This window comes from Methanoculleus taiwanensis (assembly GCF_004102725.1).
Classification (GTDB): Archaea; Halobacteriota; Methanomicrobia; order Methanomicrobiales; family Methanoculleaceae; genus Methanoculleus_A; species Methanoculleus_A taiwanensis.
Genome location: NZ_LHQS01000001.1, coordinates 574,634 through 596,182 on the forward strand (window position 1 = coordinate 574,634; position 21,549 = coordinate 596,182).

Sequence of the window (21,549 nt, forward strand, 5' to 3'; positions counted from 1 at the left end):
GATACTCCTTCTCATGGAAGCCTCGCTACAGATAGGAAAGATTGCCGGGATTCCCGTCAAGTTGCACTGGAGTTTTCTTCTGGTGATCCCCCTTTTTGCCTGGATCATCGGGAGCCAGATCGTCCTGACGACAGAACTCATCGCCGATCTCTTCAACGTCGAGATCGATATGACTCTGATCACCGCAGGGTGGAACCCCTACATCCTCGGCACGGTCGTGGCGCTCGGCCTCTTCTTCGGGGTATTCATTCACGAGATGGCGCACTCGCTCCTCGCCAAGTCAAAGGGGCTCAAGATCAACAGCATCACGCTCCTGATCCTCGGCGGTGTATCCTCGATGGAAGAGAACGTCCCCGATCCCCGGGTCGAACTCCCCATGGCGCTTGCAGGGCCGCTGACGAGCCTCGGTGTCGGCCTCATCTGCATCGCCCTCGTCTACGTCTCCGCTCTCATCCCCGACCCGGCCATCGCAGGAGTCTTTGTATTCAGTTTCGGGTACCTCGGGCTTCTGAATGTTCTCCTCTTCGGGTTCAACCTGCTGCCTGCATTTCCGATGGACGGCGGGAGGGTGCTTCGCGCCTGGCTTGCGAAAAGGATGCCGCTCAACCGCGCAACAAGGATAGCAGCCGATGTCGGGAAGGGGTTTGCGGTCATCTTCGGGATCGTCGGGTTCCTCCTCTTCAACCCCATCCTGATCATCATCGCTTTCTTCATCTATATCGGGGCGAACCAGGAAGCGACGACGCTACGCTACAACGTCCTTCTCCAGGACGTCTCCGTCGCCGACGTCATGAGCAGCCCGGTCAGGACGGTCCCGCCCACGATGCCGGTGACCGAGGTGGTGGCGCTGATGTATGAGACCAAACATCTCGGGTTCCCGGTCGTCGAGAATGGTACGCTCGTCGGGATCGTTGCACTCTCGGATGTCCACAAGATCGCGGTGCAGGACCGCGAGGCGATGCAGGTGAAGGATATCATGTCGCGGGCTCCCGTCACGCTCACCCCGAACGCCCCGCTCATGGACGCTCTGCGGATCATGTCGATGAACGACATCGGCCGGATACCGGTGATGGCGGACCGCGAGCTCGTGGGGATCGTGACCCGCACGGATGTCGTCCGGGTTATGGAATTGAAAGAGGCCTAAAATACGAATAGGTCGTCGAGCGGCGTCGGTCCCGCGACGGCCGAAAACTCCTCTCTGTTTTTGAACGGCCGCTTTGCCGCTATCTGTGCCGCCCGTTTCTTCCCGATACCCGGAATCCACGTAAGGGCACGGAGCGGCAGGGTGTTTACCGCTACCGGAACGGGAAGGGCGGTCACGGAACGCATCCCGTAGTCGACGACGGCCGTATCGAGCACGGTCTTTTCGGGGAGGTTTAGGGGGATACCGACGAGGATCGGATACGACCCCATCTGGCGGCCGAACGAGGGGTTTCCGGAGGCTTCCACGATCACCTCGCGAAGAACGGTGCCGACGGGGAAGACGCGCCGCAGCATCGGTTCGTCGAACGTTTTCCGTGTCCACTCCTTGAACGCCCGGAACTCGCGGTCGTGCTTTCCGAGGGTGTTCTCCTCGTATGCGCTTGTCCCCTCGAACGGCATCAGCTGCCGGATATTCACCCTCCGGACGAGGAGACCCGCCGCAAGCACCCTCTCGAGGAACGTCCTGTCTGCATCGAACGTCCGGGGGGTCTCTCCGGCAAGGCCGATCACGAAGTTTAAGCCCGGTAGGAGTTCGGGGATGCCGTCCCGCCGCGTCCCGCCTACCTCGTTGACGATCTCGATCGCCCGGAAGACGTCGTCCGGCATGGCCTTCAAGTTGTTCGCCGTGACCACTGCGGGATCGGCGGTCTCCATTCCGAACGCCGCGACGTCGCCCGGGGTGTGGCCGCGAACGATCGCCTCGAGTCCGGCTCGTGCCGCATCCTCGTGGCGGGCGATGGTTCCGGGATTGATGTTGTCGATATGCAGCGTCCGGAGGAGCGGGGCACTCTCGTGGATGGCGATAAAGAGCTCTTCCAGGAGTTCCGGGCGGGGACGAGGAAACTCTGCGCCGCCCGTGCCGTAGGCGAGGAGATCGGGCTGGCGGCCGAGGCGGAAGTGGCGGGCGCCTGCCGCGTGGAGTGCGGCGACCTCTTCCGCGATCGCCTCGATCGACCGGTACCGCGGGAGCCCGTAGAACGGTTCGGTACAGAAGGAGCATCCGCCCGCGACGGCGCGGGAACACCCGACGGCCGTCTCGAGCTCGCAGATGACGTACGGGAAGGCGGGGTGCCCGGCAACGATCCCGCTCCCGGCGACGGTCCAGGGATCGGTCAGGGTGTAGTCCCCCTCGCCTGCGGGTTCCCGGCCGCGGAGCCATGCGTCAAGCGCAACGGCGGGGTTGCCGGAGAGGGTGACGGCGAAGCCCGAGATTGCCTGCCGGATAGCCTTCTTCCCCCCTTCCGGTGCGTAGCCGAAGGTGATGGGGCCGCCGATCGCCGTTGCGGGTTTTCGGAGCAGAGTGCCGAGCTGCTGGATCTCGGTGAGGTTCGCCGGCGTGCCGCCGACGTATGCGCCCGGAACCGTGAGCCCTGCGATCATGACGACGAGCGAAGCCTCGCCGAGGGAGGCGGTCAGGCCCGGGTCGGCGCGGAGCTGGTCGATCGTGACGTAGCGCGGTCGGTAGCCGTGTTCGAGGAGCACTCCGGCGACCGCCCGTATGTAGGGGGAGATGTAGGGCGAGACGCCGAGACATGCAGGTTCGTCGACGTAACCGTCGATAATGACGGCGTCAGAGGTCATGGCCGATCAGGTGCAGGAGTTCGCGTGCCCAGAAGAGTTTGCCCCGTTTGACGGGATCGACCGATCGGTCATCGAGATCGAACCCGATGATCGTGATCGCCGTCGCGCCGAGTTCTTCGGCGGCGTAGACCGCCCGATCGCCGTCGGTGAATCCGCCGAAGTTGTGGACGGCCGGAAGCGGTGTCCCCTGCGTGGTGCGGACGAGCGGCCCCGGGAACCGGGGCGTCCAGTGCCTGAGGAGCGGCACGTTGTCGCCGTGGGCGTGGACGACCATCACCGTCCCGTCCCGGTTCATATCGATGAAGCGGTCGGTGGCGCCGTCGAGGTCGGTGAAGACGGCGTCGGGCCGGATGCCCCGGTCCGTCAGCACCTCGGCGGCGGCGTCGGCGGCAAAGATCGTCCCCTCGATCCGGTCGAGTTCGTCGGCAAGGCAGGGGGCGTTCCCGCAGACCGTCACATGCTTCCCCGCGGCGAGCGAGCGGAGGAGGGGCAGGTCGTCTTTATCCGTAAGACCGGCAAGGAGCCGTGCAGCCTCCTCGTCCTCCTCCCGTCCGAAGCAGAAATAGTCAAGAATAGCGGTATAGTGGGGTTCCCAGTCTTCAAACTTCATCGTTGCCCTCGCCGTCCAGGCCGACCAGCGTCGTGAACCGCTTCAGAATCGGGTCGATGATCAGCGAGAGGAGTTCCTCTTTGTCCCGCACCATCGTGAAGTAATTAAGGGGAATGGCGGATGCCGCCATCGTGGCATGTCCTCCCGCCTCGCCGATCGCCCCGAAGGCCTCGGCCATGACGTTGCCGAGGTGGAGGCGGATGTCCTTGTTCCTGGCCGAGATGATGATGTTCTGATCCCCGATCCCGTAGACGAGCGCCGTGTTCACCCCCTCGAGCTGGATGAGGAGATCCGCCGCCTGCGGGAGGGCGTCGCGGTTCCGGACGTATCCGACGTTCGAGAAGAGGTAGCCGCTCTTGATCCTCCGGTTCCGGACAGCGGTACCGAGGATGTCGAGCGTCTCCTGCGAGATGGAGGGGGAGGTGATCTTGCCGAGGAGCTCCGAGTCGGTCAGGGGCAGGAGGAACGCGGCGTAGTTGAGGTCCTGCGGGGTGACGTTCCGCTTGAAGTCCCTCGTGTCCGCCCGGATCCCGTAGAGGAGGGCGGTCGCGACGGTCTTGTTCACGGGGATGTCGAGCTCCATCAGGTACTGGGTCATGATGCTCGCGGTAGCCCCGACGCCCGGTCTGATATCGATGAAGTCGGCGATGGCGCTCGGGGTCTCGCCGTTCTTGTGGTGGTCGACGATGATGTTGACCCGGGTGTTCTTCGGGAGCTCGTTATTGGCGCCGGGAGCGGACGAGTCCACGAGTGCCAGGTAGTTGCACTCCTCAAGGACCTGGGGCGTGAGCCGCTCGAGTTTGATCTCGAGGAGGTTGATGAAGGCGCGGTTCTCCTGGTGGCCGATATTGCCTTCGTAGAGGATGCGGCAGGTGAGTTTGCCGTGGCTCGCGTGGCGTGCGATCATCGAGAGCGCCATCGCGCTCGAGATGGCGTCGGGGTCGGGGTTCATGTGGGTGACGATCCCGAGCGTCCCCTCCCATTCGGCGAGGAGATCGTAGAGCCGCATCGCGAGACGCGACGAGTGAAGTTTCCTGATATGGTGGATGGCGGTCTTTGCCACCACTTCCTGAGGGTAGAGGACGATATCCGCACCTTCCTCCTGGAGCAGATCGACGCTGACCGGGTCGACGGCACGCGCGATCACGTAGGTGGCGGGGTAGCGGTTCTTGACGTTCCGGAGGGCGGCAAGGTTTGCGTCTTTATCGTTGCTCAGAATGAAAGCGACTTCCGGCACCGGAAGTCCGTCGAGGAGGTGAGGATCACGGATATCCCGGACGAGCGCCTCGTATTTCTGGTCTCGTAGGTCTTCGACCCTTTTCTCGTCGCGGTCGACGATGATGAGATCTTCGTTCTCCTGAACCAGCTCTTCGGCGACGTTATAACCCGTGCTTCCGCACCCGAGTATTATATACTTGATTCGCTCTTTCGATACGTTCTGAACCGCCTCAGGCATGCGTACAATGGTGTAACTTCTCATCTTATTAATGGATTCCCTGATGGGTTCTTCACGGGACAATCCGGAAATTTTATATACGTTTCAGTCCTATTTTGTTAGGTCAGATGAAAGGGCCTGTAGCTTAGTCGGCAGAGCGACGGACTCTTAATCCGTAGGCCAGGGGTTCAAGTCCCTTCAGGCCCGTTCCCTTTCTATCACCGGCACTGTTCTTCGTTACGCTGTTCCTCCGTGGTCACTATCGTACCATCAATCGTTCCGGATCTCTTCGAGGTATCCTTGCCGCGCCTGCCGGGAGAGCGGTTGTGGAATCAACGGGCGTCCGGTGATGCCGCCACGGCCGGCCGTTCCGGGTCGTCCTGTTATATTGCCGTCGGGGTCAGGTGTATGCCACTGGTATTTAAGGTATGCCTCCGGCAGCGGTCTCCCGCAGGGACCGGAGAGGCTGCCGGTGGCCGGGTCATGCTCCCGGTCTACTTCCCGATCTTCACCAGCATCTCTTCGAGCGACGGGTAGCGCGATTCGATCCGCTCGATCACGCCGCCGTCTGCCGAGAGGGTGGTCGTCGTCCGGTTGAGCTCCTCGATCGTCCGTGCTGTTGCCAGGTAGTGCCCGTCGGCCTCGGTATACGGAACGGCCGTCGCAAAGGCGGACACATCGGGTATCCGGAAGAAGATCTGGTAGGTCAGCGAGCCGAACATCTCCCGGAGTTCGTCCATGCTGCCCTGGGCGACGGTCTTTCCCCGCCGGAGAATCATCACCGCGTCGCAGATCTCCTCGACCTGGTAGAGGTTGTGCCCCGAGAAGATGATCGTCTTGCCCTCTGCACGAAGATTTTTGATATACTCGATGACGAACCGCGAGGTCATGGGGTCGAGCCCGGAGGTCGGCTCGTCGTAGATAAGAAGCGAGGGATCGTGGATGAGCGATCTGGCGATAGCGACCTTCCGTTTCATCCCCTTCGAGAGCTCCCCGAGTTTCTTCCCCTCCGCGTCGAGAGCGAGCGAACTCAGGAGTTCGTCCCGCCGGGTGCGGATGGTTTTCGCATCGAGCCCGTAGATCTCGCCGAAGAACGAGAGGTAGGCATCGACGGTCATCGTCTCGTAGAGGCGCGACTCTTCGGGGAGGTAGCCGAGGCGCTGTTTCAGGTCGATGGGGCGGCGGATGACATCGATCCCGTCGACGTCGAGCGTTCCGGAGGTCGGGGTGATCAATCCAGCCAGAATCTTGAGGAGTGTGGTCTTTCCTGCGCCGTTGTGGCCGATGACGCCGAAGATATTCGACTCTGCAAGGTCGAAACCGACGCCGTCGAGGGCGGGGAAGTCGTTGTAGTACTTGACGAGTGTCCGGGCTCTGATCATCGTATCACCCCTTTTTACCAAATGCCTAATATACGTTATTGTATACAGACATCATTCCTCCGGGGCGGTGCGGGATTATTATGGGTATGCTTACCTCTGTCTGGACGATCACGCGATGGGAGATGCGCAAGTCGATGACATCCATGGGCAGGAACGTCCTGCCCCTGGCGCTCGCCCTCCTCATTCTGCTTGTCCTGGTGACCGGGTTTGCCGCAGAGAGCGGGATTCATCTCCAGGATGGGATGTACCGGCTCGGCGTCGACGATTCCGGCATTGCCCGCATCTTCGCCGGTGACGAGCGTTTCTCCGTCTACGAGAGCACCTCACTAGCGCTCTGGCAGAACCGGTTCTCCTACGACGTCCTGGTGGTGGGGGGCGAGGTGTATGCCGCCGATACCGGAAAAGGCCGGTCCGCGCTCAAGGCGCTCGAGCGGGACTACGGCACCTACGTCTCTCGGGTGGCGAGTGCGGAGCCCGACCTCTTCGCCGCCTACCCCCTCTGGATAGAACTCGAGTACGTCAAAAGCGAGATGGACTTCGTCGCGACGGAGAGTGGGCAGCAGGTGGGAGCCCCGACCGATATCTCCTCGCCTCCCCGCCCGAGCGGCCCCGTCGCCGCGATGACGCCTCCTCCCGCCGGGATTGCGGTCTCTACCGAGGATCTCCGGGCGCATCTCGTGACGGATGCCGGGGATAGCCCCATCTCCCGGTATACCGACGTCCTGGCGGCGGATACCGGTATGGAGGCGTTCAAAACCCCCTCGCAGCTCTCGCCGCCGCTCCCCTTCGATTCGATCATCCTCATCTTCGTCTTCATCTTCCCGCTCTACTTCACCTCCCAGTTCTTCATGATGAGCATCATGAACGAGCGAATCGGCCGCGTGGGAGAAGCGCTCCTCTCCGCCCCCGTCAGGCCTGCGGCGATCCTGCTCGGAAAAGGCCTGCCGTACTTCGGGATCATGCTGCTGATAGCGGGGCTCATCACGCTGATGAACGGCGCGTCGCTCCTGATCCTGCTCCCGCTCGTCCCGGTCATCCTTTTTTTTATGGCGAACGCCCTGATCATCGGCATGACGGCCCGGAGCTTTAAGGAGCTCTCCTTCCTCTCGATCTTCTTCTCGACCCTGGTCACCTCGTACCTCTTCTTCCCGACGGTCTTCGCGAACGTCCACGTCGTGAGCATCATCTCGCCGCTCACCCTGGTCGTCCTCGAGCTCCAGGGGGACGGGTTTACGCTGATGGAGTACGTCTACTCGACGGCGCTCTTCTTCGCGACGAGCGGCGTCCTCTTCTACGCGGGGATGGCGAACTTCACCGAAGAGCGGCTTTTTTCGGAAAAACCGCTCCTGCCACGGCTGATGGAGTTCATCGGGAGCGGGATCTCGCACCACCGCCCGCTGCTCTCGCTCTTCGGCCTTGCCGCGTTTTCGGTGCCGTTCGTCTTCATGGTGCAGATGATGTGTCTCGTGCTCTTCTTCAACGTCCCGATGCCGCTCTCGCTCGTTCTCCTCATCGGAGCATCGGCGCTGATAGAGGAGTTTGCAAAGTCGGTCGGCATCTACGCGCTTCTCGGAAGCAGGCCGGATTTCCTCACCGTCCGGAACATGCTCGCGGGTTCGTTCCTCATCGCGCTCGGGTTCCTCATCGGGGAGAAGGTGCTGCTGCTCGCGACGCTCTCCCAGATCGCAGAGTCGGTCTTCGGCGAGGTGCTCTTCCTCTCGCTCCAGGTGCTCTGGATGCCGCTCATCCTCCACTTCGTCGGCGTGCTGATCGTTGCGGTCTTCTTGAAGGTCGGCGGGAGCCGGTGGTGGATTCCCGGGCTCCTGACCGCGACGGTCGTCCACGCTCTTTATAATCTCCACTTCATCTCGGGAGGTCTCCTATGAACCGACGGCATATCGGCATTATTGCTAAAAAGGAATTTTCAGGGCTGTATACGGAGAAGACGATCATCTTCGCCATCCTCCTCCAGCTCTTCATCGCCATGTTCTCGTCGTTCCTGCTCGTCGGGCTCACCGCCATGTACGACCCCGAGGCGATGGCGGGCTACTCCACGACCCGGTATGCGGTCGGGTATGCGGGGAACGACTCGCCGCTCGTCGCGGAGTTCGAGAAGCACGACGATCTCCTCCTCTACCGGATCGATCTCGCCGAGGGCGTCGCCGCCCTCAAAGAGCGGCAGCTCTCGGCCGTCGTCTACGCCCCGGATACCCCGCCGGACGCGGACGACCCGATAAAGGTCACGCTCTACCTCCTGCAGAACGACCTGCAGTCGAGTATCATCAACGTCAAGATGAAAGACCTCCTCCTCGGCTACGAGGCGGAACTCCGCGAGATCCGCTCGGATCGGCTCGAGTCCTTCCCGCTTCGGCTGAACTTTCCCGAGGGGATAACGGGCACGGACTTTTTTGAGTTCGTCTACGGCCTCTTAATCCCGCTGCTCGTCTTCATGCCGGCGATCATCTCCGCAGCCCTGATCATCGATCTCATCACGGAGGAGTACCAGCGCCAGACGCTCGAGACGCTGCTCTCGACGCCCGTCACCTTCACCGAGATGGTCTGGGGGAAGATCGTCGCCTGCGAACTCCTGATCCCGGTGCAGGCGGGCATATGGCTCCTCCTCCTCTCGGTGAACGGGATTGCGATAGAGAACGCCCTCCCGATCCTGCTCCACGTCTCTGTGGGCGGCCTTCTGCTCATTCTCCTCGGAGCGCTCGTCGCCCTCCACTACCGGGAGCGGACCAGTGCACAGTTCATCTTCTCGACGGCGGTTGTGGTCGTGGTGCTCTTAGCGATGGCGATCCCCTACAACCCCTTAAACCTCATCGTCCGGCTCTCGGTGAACACCATCGGCTACGAGCAGTGGGTGGTGCTCGGCGTCACGCTCCTGGCGGCGGCGTTCCTCGCCTGGGTAACGACCGCGTACGCCCGGCGGGTCGGGGACGAGCGGGCTGCCGGCGCCTGAAGCGCATTTCACAATCTTTATTAGACTCCTCCTCGCCATTCCCGGCATTTTTTGTGAAAGCATCTTCTGTGGCAGAATTTCAGGTATGCCTTGTTCCATCCGGTATTTTTCAAAATAGATTTGTTACTTCTGAAATCAGGTCGGTCGGCCGCCGGGAGTTTCTGGGAAAAGTATATCTATTGGATGGCGCTATGCTGCGCAGACCTCATGCCCCCGCGACGCTACTTCAACACGTTCTGTGCGGTCTGCGGCGAACCGTACCGCTCCTCAAGCCCCGATGAGGCCGGCGCGGTCGGCTCCCGCGATCTCGACACCCGGCCGGCGGAGCCCCTCCGCTCCACGATCTATGCATGGGTGCAGCGCTGCCCCTCCTGCGGCTATGCCGCTCCCGATATCGGGCGGCAGGTTCCGGGTGCGAAGGAGTCCGTCAAACTTCCGCGGTACCGGGAGCAGCTCGACGACCGGACGTATCCGAAGCTCGCGAACACCTTCCTCTGCTGGTCGCTGATAGAGGAGGATACGGGCCTGCCTGCAAAGGCCGCCTGGGCGTGCATCCACGCCGCCTGGGTCTGCGACGATCAGGGGAACGACGTTGCGGCACGCCTCTGCAGGAAACGTGCCGCCACCCTGATGAAGCGGGCACGCGATGCGGGCGGACGGCTTGCAGCGCAGGAGGGCGGCGACGATGCGATACTGGTCGATATTCTCCGGCGTGCCGGCCGGTTCCGCGAGGCCCGCACCGTTCTTGAGGGCGCACTGAAGAACGGGTGCGAACCCCTCATCACCGACGTCCTGCAGTACCAGAAACGACTGATCCAGCGTTCCGACCGCACCCGACATACCATCGACGAGGTGCGGCGGCTGCGGGGGCTCGCCCCCCGGTAAGGGGACGCCGGATGCTCACCTTTTGTATACCATGACCCGCTGATATCTATCATGCATATCGCGATCGTCTCACCCGACCTCTACACCTACGGCGCCATGCTGATCGGCGGCGTTCTGCGGGATGCCGGGCACGACGTCTCCATCAGCAGGGATACGGCGCTTCCGCCCGCCGACGTCCTGCTGCTCAGCCTCTACTCGACGCAGCACCTCCTGAAGCCCGCGATCCGCACCCTCGTGCAGGAGCAGCAGTCCCGTGGCGGCACCGTATACGTCGGCGGCCCGGTTTCGGCGTACCCGGAGATGGTGCTCGGGGAGCTCGAACCCGACGCGGTCGTGGTCGGCGAGGGGGAAGAGACAGTGCTCCGGCTGATCGATGCCGGCACTTCTCCTGACCTTCCCGGGATCGCGTACCGGGACGGTGACGGGGTAACGGTGACCGCTCCAGCGGCGCCTGCCTCGCTCGACCGCCCCCTCCCCCTCATTCCGGCCGATATCGGCGACCAGAGCATCAGGGGGGCGACCGCCTATATCGAGACGCACCGGGGCTGTATCGGGGGCTGCACCTTCTGCCAGGTCCCCCGCTTCTTCGGGCGGGCGATCCGGAGCCGGAGTATCGACGCGATCATCGAGGAGGTAAAGGCGTTCAAGGAGCAGGGGGCAAAGCGTCTCTCGATCAGCGGCGGGACGGGCTCCCTCTACGGCTCCCGGGACGGCGGTATGAACTCCGAGGCCTTCATCGAGCTCCTCCGCCAGATGGCGGAGGTGATGGGGCCGCAGAATATCTCGTCGCCCGACATCCGGGTGGACTGCATCACGGATGAGGTCCTCGAGGCGATCCGCCGCTACACCATCGGGTGGGTCTTTTTCGGGCTCGAGTCGGGGAGCGACCGCGTGCTCAAGCTGATGGGAAAAGGGGCGCGTGTCCGGCAGGTGGAGGACGCGGTCGCCGCCTGCCGCCGGCACGGACTGAAGGTGGCGGGGAGCTTCATCGTCGGCTACCCCGGGGAGACGGAGAAGGACTACGAGAAGACGAAAGACCTGATAGCGTCGCTCTGCCTCGACGACGTTTTCGTGAGCAGCGCGGAGCCGATCCCGTCGACGCCGCTCGCCGAGCTGGTCTTAAAGACGCCCCGCGAGAAGAACCCGGCGTTCATTCCGCATACCGGCGAGTACCGCTCGCTCGGCCTGACCGAGAGCGAGGCACGCTGCTTCGACCTGATGCTGCACGCCGATATGTTCCGCCCCCAGATGCGGCTTGTGACGGACGAACTCTTTTCGGTCTACCTGACCGAGGCACGGACGCAGGGCGCCGATATCCGGGCGGCCACCGATCTCCTCTTCCGCTACTACGGGCGGGAGTAAGGGGGTCACTCCTCTTTTCGGCAGAGCACCACCCGCGCCGGCGACCCGTCGAGCCCTTCGAGCGGGAGCGGGAGGGCGATGAGATCGTAATCACCCTCCGGGACGCCGGAGAGGTCGAGCATCTCGATGATGAAGCACGAGTTGCCGAGGAGCGCTCTGTGCACCGACCCGTCACAGACGAGCGCCTCGATCGACGGGCTGTCGATACCGACAGAGAGTATCCCTTCCCGGACGAGGAGGCGTGCGGCCTCAAGCCCGAGGTGCGGGAACACGGGGTCGAACCGCTCCGCCGCCGAGAACGAGGTCTTCAGGAGGAGGCGCCGGACGCCGCCGATCTTTCCTGCGAGCCGGTCTGCAGGTATCTCGCCCTCGATATCGCCGAGGTCGACCACCCGGCAGGGGCCGATGAGGTGGTCGAGCGGGAGGCGGTCGACGGTCATCCCGGTTTTTAGATAGTGGATCGGGGCATCGATATGCGTCCCCGCGTGGGTGGAGACGAGTACGTCCGCGATGAGGTAGCGTTCCCGTTCCTCCCGGCGGAACTCCGTCCTCGTCACGCCGGGGATAGCGAGCATATCGGGAGAGATCGGCCGGGTCACGTCGAAGATCTGCATGAGGACTTCTATCGCTCCGAAAGGTTATCGCCCTGCCGAAAGCCCTCCTCCTCCGGTCAGACGAAGAGGCGCGTCTGCACCGACCCGCCGCCCCCGAAGGTGACGTAGGGTTCTGCCGCCCTGCCCCGAACCCCTGCCGCCTTCAGATCGCGGTAGTCGGCGATGCGCCGCTTCGCCCGGCGATTCAGGATCTTCGCAGCAGCGGCCGGCCCGATGCCCGGCACCCGGAGGAGATCGTTCCATGAGGCGGTGTTGACGTCTACCGGCGGGCGACCCGCGGCGAGGAGCACCTTCGGGTCGGCGTTCCGGAAGAACCCTTCTTCGTCCATGACCGATCCGATCTCGCCCGGCGAGAGGCCGTATTCCCGCAGGAGAAAATCCGCCTGGTACCACCGGCGTGCCCGCCAGGCCGGGGTGTCGGGGTGGTCTTCGAGCAGCGTTCCGGCGAGCGACCGGAAGGCGGAGTAGTAGATCCGGGCCGGACGGACGGTGCGGTACTGCTCGCGGACGCACCGGAGTATCTCGGCATCGGTCTCGTCCGCCGCCCCGACCACGAGCTGGGTGGTGTGCCCTCCCGGCAGGGCGTCGGCCACCCATGCCTGCCTCTTTAGGATGTCGTTTCTGTAGTCTTTCACCCCGCTGACGGAGGTGAGACGCTCTCCTGAGGGAACTTCGATGTTGATGCTGATCCGGTTCGCGACGCGGGCGGCATCGCGGATATCGGAGCGTTCTGCGCCCGGCAGCACCTTCAGGTGGAGGTAGCCCTCGTAGCCCCGGCGCCGCAGGATCTCGCCGGTCTCGACGATATCGTGCATCGCGAGGTCGACATCGCGTGGGATCCCGGAGCTGATGAAGAGGCCGCCCGCCATCCCCTCTCGGTAGAGGGAGAGGAAGGTTTCGGCAAGCTCGGCAGGGGTGAATGAAAACCGGCTCCGGGCCGTCCTGACGGCACAGTAGGCGCAGTCGTAGCTGCAGCTTCCGTGCATCAGTACTTTCAGCATCTTCCCGCAGCCACCGGCACGCGGACTGTAGGCGATGCACGGGGCTGCCGTGAGGTACTGCATGCACTCGCCCGGAGAGCAGACGTCGTACCGGCTCCCTGAGGTAAGCGTCCGGAGTTTCTCTTCTGCGAGCGACATTACAGGCGATTCTGCATCGGATATGATAAGCACACTCTGTGGGGGGTGAAAGTGATGGCTCTGCCGAAAACCTTTTTGGAGACTCCGTTTGACGATCTGTGACTTTATAAAAGGAATCCGAACCTATTATATATCGTTGGCGATAGAATAATGTCCCGAGGAGGAACCTATGGTTATTTTTTCCGAGAATCAACAGGCCATTGCCAATAGGATCGATGCTGATACCGCGATCGACCGGTGGAAGGACTGGCGGTGGCAGGTACGGCACGCCATCACCGATATCTCCACGTTCGAGCGGCTGCTCGACATCACCTTCCCCGGGGAAGAACGCGAACTCCTCGAAGAGACTATCCGGAAGTTCCCCCTTCGGATCACGCCCTACTACCTCTCCCTGATCGATGCGAAGGACTACTGGAACGATCCGATCTTCCTGCAGTGTTTCCCGCAGCCTGCCGAGCTGCAGGTTGAGGACTGCGATATGGAAGACCCGCTGGCGGAGGACTCGGACAGTCCGGTCCCTACCATCACGCACCGCTACCCCGACCGGGTGCTCTTCCTGGTCAGCAATGTCTGCGCCATGTACTGCCGGCACTGCACCCGGAAACGCCGGGTCGGCGACGTTGACTCCATCCCGGGCGAAGCCGAGATCCTGGCCGGGATAGCCTACATCCGGGAGAACCCTGCCATCCGCGATGTGCTCCTCTCGGGCGGCGATCCCTTCATGCTCTCCGACGAGTACCTCGACTGGATCTTAACGGAACTAGCGGACATCCCGCACGTCGAGGTGATACGGATCGGCACCCGCACGCCGGTCGTCCTCCCCTACCGGATCACCGAGACGTTCACGGCGATGCTCAAAAAGCACCACCCGCTCTGGGTGAACACGCACTTCAACCACCCGGCCGAGATCACCGCATCGTCCCGCGAGGCGCTCCGCAGGCTTGCCGACGCCGGTATTCCGCTCGGGAACCAGACCGTTCTCCTCGCCGGGGTGAACGACTGCCCGCGTATCATGAAGACGCTGATGCACAAGCTCGTCCAGAACCGCGTGCGGCCGTACTACCTCTACCAGTGTGACCTCTCCGAGGGGCTGGCTCACTTCAGGACGCCCGTCTCGAAAGGGATCGAGATCATCGAGAACCTCATCGGCCACACGAGCGGGTTTGCCGTGCCGACGTACGTCATCGACGCACCGGGCGGCGGCGGGAAGATCCCGGTGATGCCGAACTACCTCATCTCCTGGTCGACGAACAAGGTCGTCCTGCGGAACTACGAGGGCGTGATCACGACCTATAAAGAGCCCGACTCCTACGAGGCGGTCTACTGCGACCGGCAGTGCGACACCTGCCGCCTCCAGCTGAAACTCGCCGATGCGGATGAGTCGAAAGCCGTCGGGATAGCACGTCTCCTCTCAAGCGACGAGTCAATCTCGCTCGTACCCGAAAACAACGAACGGCTCGAGCGGAGAAATGAAACCGAGAACTGATACGGTCACGACGATCGGCAGCAGCATCGTTCAGCACGGGCACCTGAACGATCGCATCTACCTGATGCACCTTGCCCGGGAGGATCTCCCCGGGCTCCTCGATACCCTCGACGATCTTGCCAGAATGGAGGATTATTCGAAGATCTTCGCGAAAGTGCCGGCATCGTCGCGCGATCTCTTCCTCATCCGGGGATACGTCGCCGAGGCCTGCATCCCCGGGTTCTTCCGCGGGCGCATAGACGGCTACTTCATGGCGAAGTACTTCGCTTCTGCCCGGAGCGTAGCCATGACGGCGTACGACGACGTGCTGTCCGCCGCAGAGGAGCGGGGCGGCGATGCCTCGCCCTGCCCGCTTCCCCCGGCCTTCTCCTGCTCCTCCGCGACGCCCGCCGACGCTCCTGCGATTGCCGCGCTCTACCGGGAGGTCTTCGAGACGTATCCGTTCCCGATTCACGATCCGGATTACATCGCCCGGACGATGGAGGGGGAGTTTCGGTACTATTGCGTCCGGGCCTGCGGACGGATCGTCGCGGTTTCGTCCGTGGAGATGGATCGGGACGCGCTCGCGGTCGAGATGAGCGACTTTGCGACGCACCCCGACTACCGGGGATGCGGGCTTGCCGGCGCACTCCTCGGATTGATGGAACGGGATATGCAGGAGGAGGGGATGCTGACGGCGTTCACCATCGCCCGTGCCGCGTCTTATCCCGTCAACATCACCTTCGCCCGGGCGGGGTATGCCTACGGCGGCACGCTCGTCAACAACACTCAGATCTGCGGCTCGTTCGAGAGCATGAACGTCTGGTACAAGCCGCTTTTCTGAACGCTGGGTTCAATGCTGCCGATCGCCCATGGCGATCTCCCGGATGAACGTGAGCGCCGCCACGGCGTCCTCACGCTTCCGGTCGACCGCGTGCTCTTCGGCGAAAGCCAGGAACCGTGCCGCCGCTTCGGTGCCGATCTCCGGTTCGGCGGCATCGGCGAGTGCCGGATACGTCCGTTCGGGGAAGTAGAGGGCACGGCCTTTCTCGAGGAGCACGCAGGCGGCGTCGGCGTCGATAACGCCGCACTCGACCGCACGCTGGAGGGTCGCCCGGATATTGACCATCGGTTCGGAGAGCGGGATGAACGACTCCGGGTCGAAGATGAGTGCCACCTCGTCGTCCGCGACGAGCCGGCCGTCCCGGTACGCCCGGTAGACCTCACCGATTCCCTCCATCCCGAGGCTGTCGAGCTCCGCAGCCCGCAGTGCTCCCATGCTGGATGCCCCGATCACCCTGACGCCCGCCCGGAGCGCTGCGAGGATCTCCCGGTGGGCGACGGCGCAGTCCTGGAAGAAGACTCCGTCGATGAGGCCGATGATCCGGGCACCGGCATCGACGGCCGCCGGAATATCCCCTCGCCTCGCAGGCGGGAGGTAGGCGGCGTCGAGGATCTCCCTCGCGCTCGCCTTATCGAGACTGGGTCCGAGAAATATGATTACGTCGTGCATCGCGGCACCTCGCTCCCACCCGCTCCTGATCCATGGCAGAGACCTCAAGCCCCGGCACGATGACGCGGACGACCGGGATACCGATCTCCGGGCGGGTCAGGTCGACCGCGATCACCCGGTCGAGTCCGGCTTTTTCGAGCATGCTGACCGTGTAGGTTATGTCGGTCAGGAAATCGTCGCTGTCAAAGGATGAAATCGTCGAGATCTCGCGCCCCTCCGCCTCTGCGAACCAGTGCCGGTTTAAGCGCTTGGTTCGTTCATAGCCGATCTTCTTGCGGATATCCGCCGTATCGGTGTCCTCCCGCGCACCGTGGATCTGCGTCAACCTGCTCTGCGCAACCTCCGTGAGTGCCCGGAGCGCCGCAATCTCGGCGTTTGTGTGCGATCCCATGCCGATGGTCAGCAGCGTCGGATCCTTGAGCAGCACGTCGTCGGCGACGGCGGCGAAGGTGGGGATGCCGATATCGCTCGTGATGTCCTTGATCCGCACCTCGACACTTGCGGCAGCAAACTTCTCGAGGAGCTCCGCCGCGAGTCCGTCGGCGATCCCGGTCACCTCGGGGCCGGTCGCCCGGAGCGTCTCGACGATCGACCAGGCGTCGCGCTCGACCACCTCCATCAGGGCGTGGAAGATCGCCTCTTCGAGGGTATTGCCGGAGGCAAGGCCGTTGGTGTTCGTCCGAAAGAGTCTCCCCGCGGTGGCCGGGAGCGGGTGGAAGACCGCATGTGCCGGAACCAGAATCTCCTCCTCCCTGGCGATATCGTATCCGGTAACCCAGGGAAGCGGCTGATCGGCCGGTGCTCTGGCCGGGAGGATGAGGTCGGCGGGGTCGAGAACGTTCTCCTTCCCGGCAAGGTCTGCATACCTGGCAGTGATGAGCGATGTGCCGCCGCACTCGGCGGAGTAGCGTTCTATCCCTTCCATCATCGCCGAGACTTCCGCCTCGACGGGCGTTGCCCCTTTGCCGTTGTAGACCGAGATAGCCCCTTCCCCGGCGGTCGGTCGGATGCCAGAGAAGACCGGGATGCCGATGCGGTCAAGGTTCGTAATATCGGCGATGCGGGTTATCCCGGCGGCCGGGAGCCTCACCCGCACCCGGTCCCGTGTCTCCTCGGGTGGGACCGCCCGCTGGGTCTCTTTTGCGTACTCCTTTCTGCAGGGCTTCAGCCGGATCACGCGCCACCCTCCGGGTGCTCGCCGGGAACCCAGCGCTCCCCGCCTTCGCCAATCTCTTTCTTCCAGATCGGCACGCTCTCCTTGATCCGCTCAAGGACGTACTCGCATGCGTCGAACGCCTCCTTCCGGTGTCCTGCACCGACGATGATGAGCAGGATATTCTCGCCGACGCGGAGCGAACCGATGCGGTGGATGATATCCACCGACTGAACCGGATACTTTTCCATCGCCTCGTTCCGGATAGCGGTCAGTTCCTGCACGGCGACCTCCTCGTAGGCCTCAAGCTCCATCCGTTCGATGTCGTCGTCCCTGACGGTGCCGACGAACGTGACGAGCGCGCCCATGCTCGAGCGTTTCGCCTTCTCGATCATCTCGCCGGCGTCAAAATCGTCTCGCGTTATGCTGATCATCAGATTCCTCCGCTCCACTACCCGCCCGCGACCGGCGGGAAAAGTGCGATCTCGTCCCCCTCGGCAAGGGCGAGCGTCTCGATATCCGCTCTCCCGACCCGCTTTCCGTTCCGCATAAGGATGACGTGTCCCTTCAGTTCCCCGCTCTCTTCAAAGAGAGCGGCGGCGGCCGTCGCCGAAGTACCGCCGACGGCGTCGAGCAGCCCTTTCATCGTCGCACCGTTGGAAATCTCCACCAGGCGTTCTCCTCCGAGCGCTTCCCGCAGCCCTGCGAATGCCCTGACCTTTACCTGCATACTCTTCTCCTCATATCTTCCGGCCGTTCACGTCTTCCCGGGGGAGAACCCTGTTCGCAATTGTGAACACACTTCTTATGTGGTGTTCGGACAAATTTTAAGATTGTGATGCCATGAAGATGCCCTGCCAGAAGATCGTATGGGACGTGCTTCCTGCAATCCGGGCGGCTATCGCCGAAGAACTGATCTTGTGCGGGGCTTCGCAGGCAGAGGCCGCCCGCAGGCTGGAGATGGCGCCTTCGGCAATTTCGCAGTACCGGTCGAAGAAGCGGGGGTACCGGATTGTCTTTGACGAGACGGTGATGACGCTGATCCGTGACCTTGCGCAGGATTTGTACGAGGAGAGGGTGGACGATCTCGCCGGGCGTATCTGTGCGATATGCCGCCGGCTGCAGGCGGTGCAGGGCGTCTGCGGATCGTGTGGCGGGAAGAACTGACGGCACGAGTCTTTTTCGGTCGCCTGCTTCGTTCCCGCCGTGACGCTCGGCCGCCCGGGGCGAGAGGCGGTCAGTCCCCCTGCCGGAGCGTGCTCGAATACGTTCACTGAAATGTCCTGATCAAACTCGGGCGGGATATGGAGGAGTGAATCGCCCGGAAACCCGCATCGGGCACTTTCCGGGACTTTTTACAGCTTCTCTTCGGCCCGCCTGACTACGTGGACGGCGCTCGCCTTGAACGCGATCTGCACCTCCCCGCCGGTCGAAAGACTCAGGTCCTCGACCGCCTTCCAGGTGACAAGCGCTGCGACGGTAAACCCGCAATCAATCCCGATCTGGCTGAACGGGCCGAGAGACCGGATCGACGTCACCGTGCCGGTATACACGTTCCGCGAACTCCCGGCATCGCTGCCCGCCACATACAGCGTAATGTCCTCCGGCCTGATGCAGAGGCAGACCTCGTCGCCTGCCGGGAGCAGAGTGGCCGCCGTGACCGGTGTGCCGCCGACATCGACCGTGGCGATCCCCCGGTCTCCTGCGGCTATCCTGCCTTCGAGAATATTCTCCATGCCGACAAACCGTGCCACGCTCCGGGTTTTGGGCTCCGAGAAGATCTCTCGCGGCGTCCCTATCTGGGCGAACGCCCCATCGATCATCACGCCCATCCGGTGGGCGAGACGCTGCCCCTGCAACAGATCGTGTGTTGTGATGATCAGGGTAGTGCCGTAGTCGCGGTTGATCCGGCGGATCAGATCCTCGATAGTCTCCGTCGCTATCGGGTCGAGGTTTGCCGTCGGCTCGTCCATCAGGAGCAGGACTGGGTCGGTGACGAGAGCCCGGGCGACCGCCACCCGCTGCATCTCGCCTCCCGAAAGCGTCCGGGCGTTCTGCTCCTCCCGGTCGGCGAGCCCGATCAGCTCCAGCGCCTCCTCCACACGGTGCCGTATCGCCGTTTCATTCACGCCCCGTATCCGGAGCCCGGCGGCGACGTTCTCATAGACTGTAGTGCTGAAGACGACCGGTTTCTGAAAGACCATCCCCATCCGCCGCCGGATCGAAAGCTGCCTGTCTGCGGCATGGATGTCCGTGCCGTCGATGAGGACGCGTCCGGAAGTCGGCGTCTCGAGGAGGTTGACGATCCGAAGCAGCGTCGACTTGCCCGAGCCCGAAGGGCCGATGACGGCGAATATTTCGCCGTCCCGGACGGTCAGGTTCACACCGCGGAGCACCTCGTTCTCGTCGAACCGTTTGAAAACGTCTGTTATCTCGATCATGGCGCCATCACCGCTGTTGCACCGTCATCAGGACGAGATTCACGACGAGGGCTATGGCGAGGAGGATGAGCCCGAGCGCCATAGAAAACTCGATATTTCCCATTGAGGTCTCCAGGGAGATTGCCGTCGTCAGGACGCGTGTCGACGTCCAGAACGCCGACGTCCTGGTGTTTCCACCGATCATGATCGCCGCGCCGACCTCCGCGATCGCCCGCGAGAACCCCACCACCACCGCCGCGAGAATGGCGAACCGTGCCTCGCGGACGAGCAGGGCGAGGTACTGCCGGGTGTTCGCTCCGAGGGAGCGGATCGTATCGCGGATGGTTGCATCGATGCCTGAGAGCGCCGATATGGTCAGCCCGGTCATGATGGGAAGGATCAGCACCGTCTGTGCGATGACCATTGCCGTTGGAGTGAAGAGGAGCCCGAGGAATCCGAGCGGGCCGGCACGGGAGATGAAGACGAAGACAAAGAGCCCGACGATCACCGTCGGTAGCGCATACAGCGTCTGGATGAGGTTGATGAGCATCTTCTTGCCGGTAAACTCGTGTACGTAAATGAGAAACCCGAGCGGGATAGCGATCGCGGTGGCGATGAACGTCGCCGAGAGTGAGATGATGAGGCTTCGTGCGGCTATCTCCATCACGGCCGGATCGAGGGTGACGATCAGCTCGACGGCCTGGAAGAATGCCTCGATGATCTCGTTCATGGGTGCTCTGCAGTCATCTGTTCGGTCTCCGACCGGAAAAATGGGGGGTTTTAACGCCGTTCAGGCGAGCGGGGTTGCGCACTCGTTTGCCGGGACACCGATCGTCTCTGCTTTTCCGGATGCGGCGAAGAAGAGCGGCTGGCCGTACTCCGCGACGCCGTACTCCGCGATCTGCTGCTGGACGTCATCGGAGACCATGTAGTTGATCCAGTCCTTGGCGATGCTGGTGTTGACACCCGGATGCTTTGCCGGATTGATCTCCATCACGCTGTAGACGTTAAGGAGTATCGCTCCCGAATCGACGAGCGGAACGAGATCGAGGTCGCCCTTATACGCGAGGAACGTGCCGATGTCGCTTAAGGTGTAGGCCTGCTTCTCGTTTGTCATCACCAGAGTATCTCCCATGCCCTTGCCTGCCTCGATGTACCAGACGCCGGACTGCTGGATGTCTTCGGTGTAGTTGAACCCTGCAGACTTCCAGATCGCCTTCTCCTTGGAGTGGGTTCCGGAGTTGTCGCCGCGGGAGATGAAGGCCACGCCGTTGGTGTCGTTCGTGCCGAGCGCGTAGATCGTCCGGAACGCTTCTTCAGGCTGCATGCCCTTGATGCCTGCCGGGTCTGCCTCAGGACCTACGACCACGAAGTAGTTGTAGGCGATGACACGGCGGTTCAGGCCGTAGCCGTCGGCGAGGAAGGCGTCCTCACGGGCGCGGTCGTGGACCATCAGGATATCGACGTCGCCCCGCTGGCCGTACTCGATCGCCTTGCCGGTTCCGGCGGAAACGATCTGCACGACGGCGTTATGCTCCCCCTCGAATCCCGGGACGAGGGAGTCGAGCAGCCCGGTGTCGTAGAGGCTGGTCGTGGTCGCGATCCGCAGGGTCTGCGGCGGTTCGGTTGTTGTCGCCGTCTGCGTACATCCGCAAACGAGAAGGGCTGCAACCATCATTGCCGCCAAAAGGAATATGGTACGCTTTTGCATGACAGGAAGGTTTGTGTAGCTTTAAATAAGTATTTCTAAAGTTGTTGAAGTGAGGCATCTCAATTTACCTCTATTGATTTATTGAGAAAGTATAGTATCTGTAGTCACATG

The 21,549-nt window shown here is 62.7% G+C and carries 21 protein-coding genes and 1 tRNA gene; 9 read left to right on the forward strand and 13 right to left on the reverse strand.

Going from position 1 to position 21,549, the window contains the following annotated elements; translation table 11 throughout:
* Positions 1 to 13 precede the first annotated feature (13 nt).
* On the forward strand, positions 14 to 1,144 hold the full coding sequence (locus tag ABH15_RS02935) for a CBS domain-containing protein (RefSeq protein WP_128692861.1): 1,131 nt from the start codon (positions 14 to 16) through the stop codon (positions 1,142 to 1,144).
* On the opposite strand, the gene ABH15_RS02940 is transcribed toward ABH15_RS02935, so the two are convergent.
* Genes ABH15_RS02940 through ABH15_RS02950 form a run of 3 tightly spaced genes read right to left on the reverse strand, consistent with a single transcriptional unit; the run spans position 1,141 to position 4,850 of the window.
* Positions 1,141 to 2,784 (reverse strand): radical SAM protein, encoded by a 1,644-nt coding sequence (locus ABH15_RS02940; RefSeq protein WP_128692862.1) that lies wholly within the window; start codon positions 2,782 to 2,784, stop codon positions 1,141 to 1,143. The genes ABH15_RS02935 and ABH15_RS02940 overlap by 4 nt on opposite strands.
* A complete protein-coding gene (locus ABH15_RS02945) occupies positions 2,774 to 3,394 on the reverse strand; it encodes a 6-hydroxymethylpterin diphosphokinase MptE-like protein (RefSeq protein ID WP_128692863.1) in 621 nt (206 codons plus the stop codon). The genes ABH15_RS02940 and ABH15_RS02945 overlap by 11 nt, the downstream gene beginning before the upstream one ends.
* The gene (locus ABH15_RS02950) at positions 3,384 to 4,850 is read right to left on the reverse strand and encodes a DHH family phosphoesterase (protein ID WP_128692864.1); all 1,467 of its coding nucleotides are present in this window, start codon (positions 4,848 to 4,850) and stop codon (positions 3,384 to 3,386) included. The genes ABH15_RS02945 and ABH15_RS02950 overlap by 11 nt, the downstream gene beginning before the upstream one ends.
* Before the next feature lie 113 nt (positions 4,851 to 4,963).
* Here ABH15_RS02950 and ABH15_RS02955 point away from each other — a divergent pair.
* Positions 4,964 to 5,036 (forward strand) — tRNA-Lys (locus ABH15_RS02955).
* Between the two features lie 287 nt (positions 5,037 to 5,323).
* On the opposite strand, the gene ABH15_RS02960 is transcribed toward ABH15_RS02955, so the two are convergent.
* Positions 5,324 to 6,211 (reverse strand): ABC transporter ATP-binding protein, encoded by an 888-nt coding sequence (locus ABH15_RS02960; protein ID WP_128692865.1) that lies wholly within the window; start codon positions 6,209 to 6,211, stop codon positions 5,324 to 5,326.
* An 80-nt stretch (positions 6,212 to 6,291) separates the two neighbouring features.
* Here ABH15_RS02960 and ABH15_RS02965 point away from each other — a divergent pair, with 80 nt between their 5' ends.
* From ABH15_RS02965 to ABH15_RS02980, 4 genes are all read left to right on the forward strand, one after another.
* Positions 6,292 to 8,097 carry a PrsW family intramembrane metalloprotease gene (locus tag ABH15_RS02965; RefSeq protein WP_128692866.1) on the forward strand — a complete coding sequence of 602 codons (1,806 nt, stop codon included), beginning with the start codon at positions 6,292 to 6,294 and terminating at the stop codon, positions 8,095 to 8,097.
* Positions 8,094 to 9,176: an ABC transporter permease gene (locus ABH15_RS02970; protein WP_128692867.1), complete on the forward strand. Its 1,083-nt coding sequence runs from the start codon at positions 8,094 to 8,096 to the stop codon at positions 9,174 to 9,176. The genes ABH15_RS02965 and ABH15_RS02970 overlap by 4 nt, the downstream gene beginning before the upstream one ends.
* Positions 9,177 to 9,359: 183 nt before the next feature.
* The gene (locus ABH15_RS02975) at positions 9,360 to 10,061 is read left to right on the forward strand and encodes a DUF2225 domain-containing protein (RefSeq protein ID WP_241647985.1); all 702 of its coding nucleotides are present in this window, start codon (positions 9,360 to 9,362) and stop codon (positions 10,059 to 10,061) included.
* 51 nt (positions 10,062 to 10,112) lie between these two features.
* Positions 10,113 to 11,423, forward strand: a complete 1,311-nt coding sequence (locus tag ABH15_RS02980) for a methyl-coenzyme M reductase glutamine C-methyltransferase (RefSeq protein WP_128692868.1) — start codon at positions 10,113 to 10,115, stop codon at positions 11,421 to 11,423.
* A 5-nt stretch (positions 11,424 to 11,428) separates the two neighbouring features.
* Here the strand turns inward: ABH15_RS02980 and ABH15_RS02985 are convergent, their stop codons facing one another.
* The gene (locus ABH15_RS02985) at positions 11,429 to 12,037 is read right to left on the reverse strand and encodes a cyclase family protein (RefSeq protein WP_128692869.1); all 609 of its coding nucleotides are present in this window, start codon (positions 12,035 to 12,037) and stop codon (positions 11,429 to 11,431) included.
* Between the two features lie 56 nt (positions 12,038 to 12,093).
* Complete coding sequence (locus ABH15_RS02990) at positions 12,094 to 13,176, reverse strand: helix-hairpin-helix domain-containing protein (RefSeq protein ID WP_128692870.1); 1,083 nt, start codon at positions 13,174 to 13,176, stop codon at positions 12,094 to 12,096.
* Positions 13,177 to 13,345: 169 nt separating this feature from the next.
* On the opposite strand from ABH15_RS02990, the gene kamA reads away from it, so the two are divergent.
* Together kamA and ablB are read left to right on the forward strand one after the other, a co-directional pair.
* Positions 13,346 to 14,662, forward strand: a complete 1,317-nt coding sequence (gene kamA / locus ABH15_RS02995; RefSeq protein WP_128692871.1) for a lysine 2,3-aminomutase — start codon at positions 13,346 to 13,348, stop codon at positions 14,660 to 14,662.
* Positions 14,646 to 15,485, forward strand: coding sequence for a putative beta-lysine N-acetyltransferase (ablB, locus tag ABH15_RS03000; protein WP_128692872.1), 840 nt, complete (start codon positions 14,646 to 14,648; stop codon positions 15,483 to 15,485). The genes kamA and ablB overlap by 17 nt, the downstream gene beginning before the upstream one ends.
* Positions 15,486 to 15,494: 9 nt before the next feature.
* On the opposite strand, the gene ABH15_RS03005 is transcribed toward ablB, so the two are convergent.
* Genes ABH15_RS03005 through ABH15_RS03020 form a run of 4 tightly spaced genes read right to left on the reverse strand, consistent with a single transcriptional unit; the run spans position 15,495 to position 18,037 of the window.
* The gene (locus ABH15_RS03005; RefSeq protein WP_128692873.1) at positions 15,495 to 16,154 is read right to left on the reverse strand and encodes a TfuA-related McrA-glycine thioamidation protein; all 660 of its coding nucleotides are present in this window, start codon (positions 16,152 to 16,154) and stop codon (positions 15,495 to 15,497) included.
* Positions 16,114 to 17,331: a YcaO-related McrA-glycine thioamidation protein gene (locus ABH15_RS03010; protein ID WP_128692874.1), complete on the reverse strand. Its 1,218-nt coding sequence runs from the start codon at positions 17,329 to 17,331 to the stop codon at positions 16,114 to 16,116. Before ABH15_RS03010 ends, ABH15_RS03005 begins: the two co-directional genes overlap by 41 nt.
* Positions 17,328 to 17,741, reverse strand: a complete 414-nt coding sequence (locus ABH15_RS03015; RefSeq protein ID WP_128692875.1) for a molybdenum cofactor biosynthesis protein MoaE — start codon at positions 17,739 to 17,741, stop codon at positions 17,328 to 17,330. Before ABH15_RS03015 ends, ABH15_RS03010 begins: the two co-directional genes overlap by 4 nt.
* 17 nt (positions 17,742 to 17,758) lie before the next feature.
* Positions 17,759 to 18,037: a ubiquitin-like small modifier protein 1 gene (locus ABH15_RS03020; protein ID WP_128692876.1), complete on the reverse strand. Its 279-nt coding sequence runs from the start codon at positions 18,035 to 18,037 to the stop codon at positions 17,759 to 17,761.
* A gap of 113 nt (positions 18,038 to 18,150) precedes the next feature.
* On the opposite strand from ABH15_RS03020, the gene ABH15_RS03025 reads away from it, so the two are divergent.
* Complete coding sequence (locus ABH15_RS03025; protein ID WP_128692877.1) at positions 18,151 to 18,474, forward strand: transcriptional regulator; 324 nt, start codon at positions 18,151 to 18,153, stop codon at positions 18,472 to 18,474.
* Between the two features lie 188 nt (positions 18,475 to 18,662).
* Here ABH15_RS03025 and ABH15_RS03030 read toward each other — a convergent pair whose 3' ends face one another.
* From ABH15_RS03030 to ABH15_RS03040, 3 genes are read right to left on the reverse strand one after another with little or no spacing between them, the layout of a single operon-like run.
* On the reverse strand, positions 18,663 to 19,748 hold the full coding sequence (locus tag ABH15_RS03030; RefSeq protein ID WP_128692878.1) for an ABC transporter ATP-binding protein: 1,086 nt from the start codon (positions 19,746 to 19,748) through the stop codon (positions 18,663 to 18,665).
* Positions 19,749 to 19,755: 7 nt separating this feature from the next.
* Positions 19,756 to 20,457 (reverse strand): ABC transporter permease, encoded by a 702-nt coding sequence (locus ABH15_RS03035; RefSeq protein WP_128692879.1) that lies wholly within the window; start codon positions 20,455 to 20,457, stop codon positions 19,756 to 19,758.
* Between the two features lie 60 nt (positions 20,458 to 20,517).
* Positions 20,518 to 21,438, reverse strand: a complete 921-nt coding sequence (locus ABH15_RS03040; protein WP_128692880.1) for a substrate-binding domain-containing protein — start codon at positions 21,436 to 21,438, stop codon at positions 20,518 to 20,520.
* Positions 21,439 to 21,549: the final 111 nt, after the last annotated feature.